Annotated in this window: 8 protein-coding genes, 1 tRNA gene and 1 CRISPR repeat array; of the genes, 6 read left to right on the top strand and 3 right to left on the bottom strand. The window is 49.8% G+C overall.

All coding sequences use genetic code 11. The features are described from left to right. Positions 1 to 12: 12 nt before the first annotated feature. Positions 13 to 900: a hypothetical protein gene (locus NG792_RS16065; protein ID WP_261201240.1), complete on the top strand. Its 888-nt coding sequence runs from the start codon at positions 13 to 15 to the stop codon at positions 898 to 900. Between the two features lie 13 nt (positions 901 to 913). Next, complete coding sequence (locus tag NG792_RS16060; protein WP_261236054.1) at positions 914 to 1,612, top strand: DUF2996 domain-containing protein; 699 nt, start codon at positions 914 to 916, stop codon at positions 1,610 to 1,612. A gap of 3 nt (positions 1,613 to 1,615) precedes the next feature. On the opposite strand, the gene NG792_RS16055 is transcribed toward NG792_RS16060, so the two are convergent. Beyond that, positions 1,616 to 3,067: a protein kinase domain-containing protein gene (locus tag NG792_RS16055; protein ID WP_261236053.1), complete on the bottom strand. Its 1,452-nt coding sequence runs from the start codon at positions 3,065 to 3,067 to the stop codon at positions 1,616 to 1,618. A gap of 411 nt (positions 3,068 to 3,478) precedes the next feature. On the opposite strand from NG792_RS16055, the gene acsF reads away from it, so the two are divergent. Together acsF and NG792_RS16045 are read left to right on the top strand one after the other, a co-directional pair. Then, entirely contained in the window at positions 3,479 to 4,555 is a 1,077-nt protein-coding gene (gene acsF, locus NG792_RS16050) for a magnesium-protoporphyrin IX monomethyl ester (oxidative) cyclase (RefSeq protein ID WP_261201237.1), read from the top strand. A gap of 252 nt (positions 4,556 to 4,807) precedes the next feature. After that, a CRISPR array of direct repeats spans positions 4,808 to 7,464; the repeat unit is 37 nt; unit sequence GTTTCAATCCCTGAAAGGGATTAGGGGTCATTGGGAC. A 939-nt stretch (positions 7,465 to 8,403) separates the two neighbouring features. Then, on the top strand, positions 8,404 to 9,198 hold the full coding sequence (locus NG792_RS16045) for a hypothetical protein (protein WP_261201236.1): 795 nt from the start codon (positions 8,404 to 8,406) through the stop codon (positions 9,196 to 9,198). Positions 9,199 to 9,287: 89 nt separating this feature from the next. Here NG792_RS16045 and NG792_RS16040 read toward each other — a convergent pair. Further along, positions 9,288 to 9,358, bottom strand: a tRNA-Cys gene (locus tag NG792_RS16040). Between the two features lie 168 nt (positions 9,359 to 9,526). Between NG792_RS16040 and cpdA the strand changes: the two genes are divergently transcribed. Beyond that, complete coding sequence (gene cpdA / locus NG792_RS16035; RefSeq protein WP_261236052.1) at positions 9,527 to 10,324, top strand: 3',5'-cyclic-AMP phosphodiesterase; 798 nt, start codon at positions 9,527 to 9,529, stop codon at positions 10,322 to 10,324. Here cpdA and cofG read toward each other — a convergent pair. Then, positions 10,321 to 11,280, bottom strand: a complete 960-nt coding sequence (cofG, locus tag NG792_RS16030) for a 7,8-didemethyl-8-hydroxy-5-deazariboflavin synthase subunit CofG (protein WP_261236051.1) — start codon at positions 11,278 to 11,280, stop codon at positions 10,321 to 10,323. The genes cpdA and cofG overlap by 4 nt on opposite strands. Positions 11,281 to 11,428: 148 nt before the next feature. Between cofG and psbA the strand changes: the two genes are divergently transcribed. Then, positions 11,429 to 12,511: a photosystem II q(b) protein gene (gene psbA / locus NG792_RS16025; RefSeq protein ID WP_261236050.1), complete on the top strand. Its 1,083-nt coding sequence runs from the start codon at positions 11,429 to 11,431 to the stop codon at positions 12,509 to 12,511. Positions 12,512 to 12,842 lie beyond the last annotated feature (331 nt).

Raw genomic sequence — 12,842 nt, 5'->3', positions numbered from 1 at the left:
TAGGAGACTCCTGTGAGTAAAACAATCTTCCAGTTAGTTGACGACCTCCCCACCAATAACCTCACCGTTCACTCCCTGCGCGCCCTCGATTTTGTCGTTCCGGGACAGTGGAATAACCTTGTGGGGTTTGAAAACACTATTAAAAGCGTCACCGGGGTAACCGATCAAGCCGTGATCCAACAAATTGGCGATCGGGCCATCCAACTCTACAACGATAAATCCCAAGGCTATCAACGCGCCCTCTGGATCTACCAAACCGTCGATAGTTTTGGGGGAACCCTCGGCGCTGCTGCCCTCGCCAACAAAGTCGGCGAAAAAATCGGGCTACTCGGCTTCCTTAACAAAATTACCCCCCGAGCAGACAAAGCGCAAACCATCGACCTCTCCCTGAAAGTCGTCGCCGAATTAATTGCCTTTTGCCAAATCAACGGCATCCCCGGGGACAGCATCGGCGATTTTGTCAACTCCCTCGGCAACTACAGCGGCGAATCCCTGATGCGGATGACGGCCCTCGTCTGCTTCGATGGTCTGATTCCCCTGGGTCCAAACTTCGTCATGAAAGCCCAATCCGTGATCAGCGGATTGAACCCCGGCGACTTACAAGAAAATGGAATGTTTAAAAAACTCAGTAGCATGATTCCCGGAGGAAACCCGGCGGGTCAACTGGGCTTTATTGGGCAAAGTTTCGCCTCTACCTCCGGTTGGATGAATAACTTTGTCGCCTCTCGCGGATTAACCCCCCAAAAAGTTGCCAACAGCCTTCAGCAATTTATCGAAGTATCCGATGATAAGTTGGACTATTTAGCGGCATTCTTGGATATGTCTACCAATTACTATGAGCATACAGGGATTCAAACCCTCGCTCATCGGTTGATTGAACGAGCTGTTGCCGAGATTTAATTGAGGATAAACAATGTCACCAGACAAACCTAAGCCAGAGGAAGCATCGAACCATCCGACGACTCCCCCGCCGAATCCGACTGCGGGAGAATCGGTTACTCCACCTGCCTCTAAACAGCAGGCGCCGAGTATCGACGAACCCCAAGCAACAGATATGCCAACAGCGAACACGCCAGATCCAGCGAGTGCTAACCCGCAAGAGAATCCGAATGCGGCGGCGGAACCCAAAGCCAAACAACCGGCAGGGAAAGGCGGTGCTGCCAAACCCCCAGGGAAGGCGGCTAAAGCCGGGGATGCCGACCCCGAAGCGGCGGGGGCGAAAAAGGCCAAGGCTCCGGCAGTAGAAGATAAGCCCTTTGTGGAGTTCATCGAACAGGATTATATCCCGGCGTTGAAAGCAGCCCTCGCTCAAAAGGGGATTGAGGACTTACAAATCGCCTGGTCCAAGCAAAAAGTGACCATGCCCGGTTTTACCTCGGATGAAACCTGGGCGCAGGTTAAGGGGGACTGGTTGGGCTCACAGCGTCACTTCCGGGTTTATTTCCCCACGGAGGATATCAAAGGACCAAGAGCGTTTTCCTGCTTTGAGCAGGTGAGCCAACCGAGTACCTTAGAGCCATTTTTAATTGACGAACGCAAGATTGACCTTGATGGGTTGGTCTTCTACGTTGTGCAAAGACTGACGGCTCAAAAGTGGCTGACTCGCAATTAGTCCTCACAATTCGTTGAATCGATAGATAACGACTCCGGAAACGGGGTCGTTTTCTACGCTGACATAACCGGCGGAAACCATCTGGGTGAGGGCTTGCTCGACTTGGGTAAAGCTCCGGTTGGTGTCCATGACAGCTTGGGTAACGGAAAGGTGACCCCCTCGGGCTTGGGCCGCTCTCACGAGGGCAATCATGAGTTGATCTTGGGTTTGAAGGCTGACGGTTTGGCTAATCGAATTTTGTGGAGCTAAGGGGACTCCGGTTTCTGATATCCCGAGTTTTTTTCTCATCTTGTCTTGGTATTTATCCACCATCCCCGGCAGAATAAACCCATCGACAATTTGACCTAAAAAGAAAAAGTTCCAGGTACAAAACCACAGGACTCCGGTGACGTATTTGCCATTATAAAAGCGATGCAGGCCCCCCACTCCAAAAAAGCCCACCATCCATAATAGGTAACTGACGCCGAGTCTGACAGATTTTTCTTTTTGCAAGCGGGACATTTGCTCCCCTAACTCTTCCACGGAGGACAAGGCATTCCTCGGGGGGGTTACGGAGGGGGTCAAGGAAACCCGAGTTGTGTTTAAATCAGCGAGGACCTGGGTGACGGTACTATAGCGCCGAGACAGGGGCTGTTGCAGCATTTTGTCGAGGACCTGCCGCAAGGAATCGCTGACGGGATTATCAACGAGGTAGTCCGGCCAGACCCAGGCCCCTTCTCGGGGGTCGAATAGCTCAAATGGGTCGATTTGGGTCATCAAATGGATGCAGGTGATTCCCAGACTGTAGATATCACTAGCAAAGGTGGGTTTCCCGAGGGCTTGTTCGGGGGCGGCATATCCGGCGCTGCCAATGACGGTGCCGCTTCTGCCTAAGCTGGTGCCGGTGACGGCTTTGGCGGACCCAAAGTCTACTAAGATGAGCTGTCCGTCACTCCGGCGACGAATGATATTTTCGGGTTTGAGGTCCCGGTGAATGACCTGGCGATCGTGGACATATTGCAGGACTGGGAGTAAGTTATTTAAGAGTTGGCGAATTTGGGCCTCGGTGAAAGGACCAGAGAGGGCCAGTTCGTCAGCTAGATGTTGTCCGTCGATGAATTCTTGGACTAAATATTGCCGTCCCTGCTGTTCAAAGGTTGCCAGCAAGTGGGGGATTTGGGGATGTTGTCCGAGTTGTTCGAGTTGGATGGCTTCCTGGCGGAAGAGTTGGGAGGCTTTGGGGGAAGAATTGCTGTTGAGCTGGGCGTCGGGATGGAATTGTTTAATGACGCAGCGGGGTTTGGAGGGTTTGTATTCGTCGATCGCCAGGAAGGTTCTGCCAAAACCACCCGCCGCGATCGGTTGGATGGCACGGTAGCGATCGCCCAACCTTAACAAGAGGCCACAATTGGCACAATATTGCGCCCCATCCTGGTTCTGGGGCTTTTGACACTGAGGATTGAGGCAGAAACTCATAAACAATAAGCGATAGTGATGCCTGTGCTTTCATGTTGGCACAACTCCCCCTCAAGATGCTGGTCCACAGAGGGAATCCTACCGGGTACCCGATGCCCCTAAAGCACCCCGTTCTCTTCCCTGGAGGTACTCCAACATCCCTCCCCTCAACCCCTTTGTACTCCACTCACTCCTGTTCCCTTGCCAATTTTTACCGCCAACTTTACAAAAATTGACGTGGTTTTGTGAATTTTTACCCTTTGGACTGTTCCCAAAGTCTCATACCCTGATAGACTGGAGTTCGTAATCAGGCATCATTCATAACAATGCCCAGCGCTCCGCATTAAGAAGTCGCGCCATTGGCAACGCTTCTGAGTCGGTCTCCACCTCGCCTAAGGCAAATCAGCTATAACACCACCCTCACCTACACCTATGGTAGATTCCCTAAAGAAACCTGCGTTTGAAGAAATCCGCCCGGGGGTTAAAGCTCCCGCCAAGGACACCATCCTGACGCCGCGCTTCTACACCACAGACTTTGATGAGATGGCGCGGATGGACATCTCCCCCAACGAAGACGAACTCCAAGCCATTCTCGAAGAGTTCCGCGCCGACTACAACCGGCACCACTTCGTTCGGGATGAAGAGTTCAACCAATCTTGGGATGGGATTGATGGGGAAACTCGTCAACTTTTCATCGAATTTCTCGAACGCTCTTGCACTGCCGAGTTTTCTGGGTTTCTTCTTTACAAGGAACTAGCACGCAAGCTCAAAGACAAAAATCCGGTTCTAGCCGAGTGCTTTTTGCTGATGTCTCGGGATGAGGCACGTCACGCCGGATTCCTAAACAAGGCGATGAGTGACTTTAAGCTCTCCCTGGATTTAGGATTTTTGACCAAAAGTAAAAAATACACCTTTTTTAAGCCGAAATTCATCTTCTACGCGACCTATTTATCGGAAAAAATTGGGTATTGGCGCTATATCACGATCTATCGGCATTTGGAAGCGCATCCTGAACATCGAATTTATCCGATTTTCCGGTTCTTTGAGAATTGGTGTCAGGATGAAAACCGCCACGGCGATTTCTTTGATGCATTGATGAAGGCCCAGCCTCAAATCTTAAACGATTGGAAAGCAAAACTGTGGAGCCGTTTCTTTTTACTCTCGGTTTTTGCTACCATGTTTTTGAATGATATTCAGCGTTCCGGATTCTACGCGGTGCTCGGTCTGGATGCCCGTGAGTATGATATTCACGTTATCCGCAAGACGAATGAAACTGCGGGACGGGTTTTTCCGGTAATTTTGGATGTAGATCATCCAGAGTTCTTTGCCCGATTGGATACTTGCACGCGAAATAATGCTAAAATAGCAGAAATCGCAGGTTCTAACCAGCCTAAGATTGTGCAGTTTTTCCAGAAGCTACCCCTTTACATCTCAACTGTCTGGCAAATCGTACGGCTTTATTTGTTGAAGCCTATTGATAAAACGTCAGAACAAGGGGTCGCTTACTAGATAGTTTTCCGGTTTCGCTCCTCTGTTGTTTCGTCCTTCGGCTCTGCTTTTGGCAGAGCCGTTTTTGTTGGTGTATTGTGGCTGTGGGTGGCGCTCTCTCCTCGATGAAAGCAAGAGGTTTAAGGGGTGGATTCAGCGGGGAGGGACCCAGAAAAAGGAAGATTGCGATCGCCCCCAATCCGTTCACAGGTTGCTAAATTCTCCAGTGTCAGTGGGACAAAGACCGCCTCGATAATGAGGCGCTACTTAATCATTTCAATCCCTGAAAGGGATTAGGGGTCATAGGGACTTGTATCGATGTTACAAGAATAAAACCAAGCATAAGTTTCAATCCCTGAAAGGGATTAGGGGTCATTGGGACGTGCAGCGCGATTTTTAAGGAGCTTGGTTGAATGTTTCAATCCCTGAAAGGGATTAGGGGTCATTGGGACTGCCCGTGGTTGAAACAGAAATCATCATAGAAGACCCTGGGAAATGGCAAGTTTCAATCCCTGAAAGGGATTAGGGGTCATTGGGACTTGGAGTGATAGTCACAAACTCCCTCTCGTTACGTTTCAATCCCTGAAAGGGATTAGGGGTCATTGGGACTTTTGGGCGAGTTCGATCTCCTGCTGGTTGAGGTATCGAGTTTCAATCCCTGAAAGGGATTAGGGGTCATTGGGACCGAATGCTCCCCCGTCCCAGATTTTCCCAGGTTCGTTTCAATCCCTGAAAGGGATTAGGGGTCATTGGGACTATGTGCGGCAGGGGGAAATGTGGCGGGTTTGTTCAAGTTTCAATCCCTGAAAGGGATTAGGGGTCATTGGGACTTTTTCTATCCTGTCTTGCTTTCTGGCAAGGTAAAGTTTCAATCCCTGAAAGGGATTAGGGGTCATTGGGACTCTCCCAATATTCCGCAAGTGCGGAATAATCACAGGTTTCAATCCCTGAAAGGGATTAGGGGTCATTGGGACTGAGCCATCTTCCTTGCAAATTTCAGCAACTTGAGTTTCAATCCCTGAAAGGGATTAGGGGTCATTGGGACTCAATCCTGCCTTTGTTGCTGCGGCCATTAGTCGTTTCAATCCCTGAAAGGGATTAGGGGTCATTGGGACTAGCTTTACTATCACCGCCAAAGGGTCAAAATTTGAGTTTCAATCCCTGAAAGGGATTAGGGGTCATTGGGACGGAGTAATTTCCCCTTATGGGCGCAAACATCAAGTTTCAATCCCTGAAAGGGATTAGGGGTCATTGGGACATAGTAAACAGCAGATTATAGTGATGTTTCTAAGGAAAGTTTCAATCCCTGAAAGGGATTAGGGGTCATTGGGACCCCGCCCATTTTGGCCGCGTGGAAGGATTCCCGTTGCGTTTCAATCCCTGAAAGGGATTAGGGGTCATTGGGACTAAAATTGATCTACTTCTTCAGGGACCCACCGTAGTTTCAATCCCTGAAAGGGATTAGGGGTCATTGGGACGAGTAACTTACAAGCGACAGTCTCAGTAATACCTGTTTCAATCCCTGAAAGGGATTAGGGGTCATTGGGACACGGATGAAAGATGGGCTTGAGTTGCAATCACAAAGAGTTTCAATCCCTGAAAGGGATTAGGGGTCATTGGGACTAATAAGGTTGCCCCACCCATCCAGGAAATTTTGTTTCAATCCCTGAAAGGGATTAGGGGTCATTGGGACTAGAATCGCCAATCCTTGGGGAATAGGACCATTCGTTTCAATCCCTGAAAGGGATTAGGGGTCATTGGGACGAGACATGTGTTCCAGTGGTATGTCAAGTGTCCCCACTGCGAGTTTCAATCCCTGAAAGGGATTAGGGGTCATTGGGACTTTCCCTGATTTGGGGGTAATCCGCGATCGCAAACGGGTTTCAATCCCTGAAAGGGATTAGGGGTCATTGGGACACACTCCCTGGGTGGTGCATTCAATTCCATGCAGTTTCAATCCCTGAAAGGGATTAGGGGTCATTGGGACCATCGATCGCCCCGAGTTGGTTCAATCTGGCTGGGTTTCAATCCCTGAAAGGGATTAGGGGTCATTGGGACGTTGCGGAGCGTCTCAGTAGAAAAGAGGTTGACGTTTCAATCCCTGAAAGGGATTAGGGGTCATTGGGACTGTAGAATCCAGGACAACCTTATGGAGGTTCAGGGTTTCAATCCCTGAAAGGGATTAGGGGTCATTGGGACTGCGGATGTCATAGACCCATTGACTGGGGCGCTTCATGTTTCAATCCCTGAAAGGGATTAGGGGTCATTGGGACACATCGGGAGTGGTGGCACGAGTGTCTATGCAGAACGGTTTCAATCCCTGAAAGGGATTAGGGGTCATTGGGACCCTACTTCTTAGAAGATTTGGTCGTGTCTATCTGGGTTTCAATCCCTGAAAGGGATTAGGGGTCATTGGGACCGGGCTAAGTCCTCGGCATTGCCTGATCGCCCCACAAGCCCAGTTTCAATCCCTGAAAGGGATTAGGGGTCATTGGGACGAATCCCGAAAGCATCCGCATTTGCCCAGGCTGTTATGTTTCAATCCCTGAAAGGGATTAGGGGTCATTGGGACCGTTGTACCCGCTGGCGAGGATTTGCCTATCTTTGTTTCAATCCCTGAAAGGGATTAGGGGTCATTGGGACAAGTCTTAGACCGCTAAAATCCCGTTCAGTTACCGTTTCAATCCCTGAAAGGGATTAGGGGTCATTGGGACCCGCCAACTGAGTAAGTCTGTTAGATGAGCGCAACTCAGTTTCAATCCCTGAAAGGGATTAGGGGTCATTGGGACCCCAGCGCGGAAAAGGTGGCGTCATGAGTCAAAGTTTCAATCCCTGAAAGGGATTAGGGGTCATTGGGACTTATCCCCCCTGATGCAATCCTCACGCGATTCTCGTTTCAATCCCTGAAAGGGATTAGGGGTCATTGGGACTGCCCGTGGTTGAAACCCTTGGTATATGCAGTTTTCAAGGTGCATTTGCGCGAACCTAGCTTTAAAATACCATTAGAGCCGCCAGCTTGTAAATAGGTCTGGTTCATATTTTCCTCAAATCATCTCCCCATATAGGTTTCAGCATTTGCGCGAACCTGCCAACCGGGTGAACAACCCTCAAAGCCTGCTCAGTCAAGGATTTCCCGCTTTATTTTGGCCTCCTTGCTTTCTACAGCTTAGGGTTCGCGCTAAAACGAGGCTGGAATCTGTCGGTTTGACTCCGGTGATAGGTTCTATTTTTATTTTACACCAGTGGCTCAGTTTTAATGCTCAGGGTTTGAAGGGTTTAATTTCGGGAAGTTAGGGGGGAGTGAGAAGTATAGATTTTGAAGGAAATACAAGGGCGAGAGAATGGCGAAATTAATTCATGCCCTGATTTCCAGTCCGGTTAATCGGGTCTAAACCCGGATGCTTTGAATATGAATTCCCGACCCTTCCCAGGGAAGCGCTGGGGAAGAGGCTGAGGAATAAGGCAGGAAGAGATAGATGGAATGTGAGAAAAGAGACTTCCATGTCAGATTAGTGTATATTTTTTGTTGTTTTTGTCAGACAAGGTATGACGATCGCCCTTAAACTCCGGGCGTAATTCGACGGGCGATCGCCCTGGATGACAAGTTATAATCTCAATCCGATGCCTAGAGGGAGTTTAAACCCGGTTTGACCCCTTATGCTAAAACGGAACAGGTTTCCAGACTCAACCTTCCCAGGTTGGGTATTTGTTCATGTCATACTAACCATGCCGTTGCTCATTCATCCCAGTTTAAGATGATACCTAATCCAACCCATCGGAGTTCCCGGCCCGTCCCTCCTGCGGTCTCCTCTCCATTTGCGCTCAAGGGAATGCACAGAACCCGGGAAAACAGTAGAATTTCTGAGTCTGTGCCATTGTTTAAATTCCTCAGTTCCCTTTTCCCCAGAGGACTGGCGGGTTATAGCCTCCAATACAGTATCGGTCTGATTTATCTGGCCTTGCATCTAACCTTGACTTGGGGCGGGATTCCGGTGGCATCGGCGAGGCCCCTGTTAGCCCAGGTTGAGGACTCGCCCCTTGATTCGGAACCCTCGAACTCGGAGTCTGTGGACTTGAGTCCGGAAATCATCGAAGGTAGTCCGGTCCTCCAACGGTGGTTAGAAGAAGTGCCGAATGTGTTGGAAGAGATTCGCAATGACCCCAGTTTTCGGACTCGTGTGCGGGTCGGATATGCCCAAGTCACCTCCTCCGATGATGATGGCAGTGGAGTGAATGTGGGGGTGGAGGACTTGTTTATTGGTGACACCGGATTAACCCTCAGTGGAGACTATTTTGCTGGAAGTGGGGGATATTCCGGTGGCGGTGCTCAGTTGCGTTATTATGTGCTGCCCTTGGGGGGATATTTCAATCTGGCACCCGTGGTTGGATATCGGCAGATTGAGGGAGAGTCTTACTCGACGAGTGGAGTGGAGTTGGGGGGACGCGCTATGTTGGTTCTCTCGCGCACAGGTGGGGCAGATTTGTCTTTAGGATATAGCGTAGTAGGAGTCGGTGGTGATCAGACCGTAGGGTTAGGAACTTTGGCAGTCGGATATGCCATTACTCCTCAATTTCGCCTCTCGACGGATATCCGGCGTCATGATGCGGAGGGGGATAACGATACTCGCTTTGGGATTGCGATCGAATGGATGCCCCGACTCTAACTTGGGAATAGTCCTGTAGCGGGTGCGATTTTACCCCAAACACCAAAAATCGCCCGGGAAGGCGACTGAGAGAGGCTGGGATTTTACAAAGGCGGCACCCGGATTCGAACCGGGGGTAAAGGTTTTGCAGACCTCTGCCTTACCACTTGGCGATGCCGCCGCTTTTGTGTCATGAACTTCTATTATAGCAGAGTTTGTGGAGGACGCAAGAGCCGTGACGAAAATTTTTACTCACGGCGATCGCCTAGATAGGGTTGGGGCATTCTTTTCATCGGGATTGACTCTGGACCTGTATGATTAATGGAGTTGCCCGTTTGTTTGCCTAGCAATGCTCCCAGCCTCTCCCCTGCGATTAGCTCAAATTACGGATCTTCATTTATTTGCCCGCCCCGATCGCAAATTGCTTGGGGTCCGCACCCTTTCATCCTTTGAGGCTGTTTTAAGGGGATTGCTCTCCCTCAATTATGCCCGGGATATCCTCTTACTCACCGGGGACCTTTCTCAAGATGCAACCCCGGAATCTTACCAAGTTCTCCGGGATTTAATCCGTCCCTTGCAAGTTCCCACCTACTGGGTTCCCGGCAATCATGACAATCTCTCGGTGATGGAGTCGATTTTAACCGAGACTCCCTTTTGTGCGGACAAATCCTTTGAAAAGGGCAATTGGCGCTTTGTCTTGCTCAACTCTCAGGTGCCAGGGGCCGATGGGGGCCGACTTTCAAGGACGAGTTTGGAGTGGTTGGACTGGGAATTATATAAAGCTGGAAAACAGCCCACCTTTATTGCTCTGCATCATCCCCCCTTTCCCGTTAATTCGGAATGGTTGGACCAAATTAATCTGGAAAATGCTGAGGCATTTTTTGGGATTTTAGACCGTTATCGCAATGTGAAATTAGTCGCTTGCGGTCATGTTCACCAAAATTTACTGTTTTATCGGGAAAATGTCGCTTATTTTGCGACACCTTCCACTTGTGTCCAGTTTATGCCGAAAAGTATTGAATTTGCCCTGGATGATGCGGCCCCGGGGTTTCGCTTATTTAATCTTTATGCCGATGGCACTTGGGAAACGAAGGTGGAACGAGTGCCGATCGCCGCGCAACCCGATTTAACCGCTGTGGGATATTAATATCCAGCCTGGATCAAGTGCGATCGCAACCGAAGACTTAACCTGGCATAATATTGGGGATAAACTGGCGATCGCTCGACTAATTCCCAACCGGCGGGTTCTAATATCCGTTTAAGTCGGTCAACCTGGAGATGGGGATAATCTGGATTGACTTCATCCGTGGGTCCGATGCCGCCTAAATCTCTACATCCCGCCTCTAAGCAAGCTAATAAAATCTCCGGTTCCTCAATTAAATTGGGCGGGACTTGCAGGGCGACTGACTCGGGTAAAATTGCTCTAGCTCTAGCGACTTCTCCCGGTAATTCCCTCAAATCCAATCCGGGGGCCCCGCCGCTTTGGTGGGTTCCAGGACGATAGGGTTGGATAATCACTTCTTGGATATGGCCCCAGCGCTGGTGAATTTGAGCGATCGCCTCTAAAGTCGCTTGGCGATCGTCTGGTGTCTCGCCAATTCCCAGTAATAACCCCGTGGTAAAGGGAATTTTCAGTTCTCCCGCCCATGCTAATTGTTGCAGTCGCACCGATGGCACCTTGCTGGGTGCATGACGATGTACGGTTTCCCCCAAACGCGGCGTCACCTGTTCCACCATTAATCCCATAGAAAGATTAACGGTTTTCAACCTTGCCATTTCCTGAAAACTGAGCGGACCGGCATTGGTATGGGGAAGAAATCCCAGTCCCAGAGCCAATTCCCCTAACTCATACAGGCGATCGCACCAGTCGGAACGTTTCTCAGAATTCGGATGCACTTCGCCACTGAGGATTAAAATTTCCTTAATCCCAGTCCCCATCAGAGATTTCAGGATTCGTTCCGCCTTGGGTAATTCTAACCAGGGGCTTTTTCCCGGGTCCTGGCGAAAGTTGCAGTAGCCACAGCGGTTAAAACATTCGTAGGTTGGAACTAAGGTGTAGGCGGGACTGTAGGTAATCCGGCGGGAGGCAGAAGCAGTCAGCATGGCAATTGATAAGAAAATTTAATAGCACTAATCAGCAAAAATTTTTATGAAAACCCTTTACAAAGCTTAACAAGTTGTGTAAGGTAGTAAGCAAGGTAGAGAAACCTCTACCAACTACCTCGAAAACCTCATAGCAATCATAAGAAATATGACGACTACCTTACAGCGGCGCGAGAGCGCCAATCTGTGGGACCGCTTCTGCGAGTGGGTCGCCTCCACCGAAAACCGCCTCTATATCGGCTGGTTCGGCGTGTTGATGATCCCCACCCTCTTAAGCGCCACTGTCTGCTACATCATCGCTTTCATCGCCGCTCCTCCTGTGGACATCGATGGGATCCGCGAACCTGTTGCCGGTTCTTTACTGTACGGAAACAACATCATCTCTGGTGCAGTTGTTCCTTCCTCTAACGCAATCGGTCTTCACTTCTACCCCATCTGGGAAGCAGCCAGCTTGGATGAGTGGCTCTACAATGGTGGCCCTTACCAGCTCGTGATTTTCCACTTCCTCATCGGCATCTTCTGCTACATGGGTCGTGAGTGGGAACTCTCCTACCGCTTGGGTATGCGTCCTTGGATCTGCGTTGCTTACTCTGCACCTGTTGCAGCCGCTTCTGCAGTGTTCTTGATCTACCCGATCGGTCAAGGTTCTTTCTCTGATGGTATGCCTTTGGGTATCTCTGGAACCTTCAACTTCATGTTGGTGTTCCAAGCTGAGCACAATATCCTGATGCACCCCTTCCATATGTTGGGTGTGGCCGGTGTGTTCGGTGGTTCCTTGTCCAGTGCTATGCACGGTTCTTTGGTCACCTCCAGCTTAGTTCGTGAGACCTCGGAAACCGAATCTCAAAACTACGGTTACAAGTTCGGTCAAGAAGAAGAAACCTACAACATCGTTGCAGCTCACGGCTACTTCGGTCGTTTAATCTTCCAATATGCTTCCTTCAACAACAGCCGTTCCTTGCACTTCTTCTTAGCTGCTTGGCCGGTTGTGGGGATCTGGTTCACCGCTTTAGGTGTGTCCACGATGGCCTTTAACTTGAACGGATTCAACTTCAACCAGTCCATCATCGATTCTACGGGTCGTGTGGTGAATACCTGGGCTGATGTGATTAACCGCGCTAACCTGGGTATGGAAGTGATGCACGAGCGTAATGCTCACAACTTCCCCCTTGATTTGGCTGCTGGTGAAGCGACTCCGGTTGCTTTGACTGCTCCTTCTATCAACGGTTAAGTTTTAACTGAAGATTCAGACGGACTCTATACGCGACATATAGTCAGTCTGTAACATAAAAAGCGTCCCTATACAGGGGCGCTTTTTTATTGGCTAAAAATAATGAGGGCGGTTTATATTGGGGGAAGCACAGGGGGCGATCGCCGCTGATGTGGAATTTTTTAGAATGTAGGTGAATTCCTGAGCATCACGTTTACAGGAATGATTTAGACTAGCTATGGGTACTGTGGGCAATGGTTTTAAGAATAAGACAAGCACGATAACTCAGTGAAAAGAATTAGTTGGTTAAGGGAGCCCGGACGGAAAAATGACCCTGGATTTAGTGCTGGAG

It is taken from the genome of Laspinema olomoucense D3b (genome assembly GCF_025370785.1).
Taxonomy (GTDB): domain Bacteria; phylum Cyanobacteriota; class Cyanobacteriia; order Cyanobacteriales; family Laspinemataceae; genus Laspinema; species Laspinema olomoucense.
The sequence above is the reverse complement of the archived record's forward strand: the minus strand, read 5'-3'. Positions and strand labels throughout refer to the sequence as shown.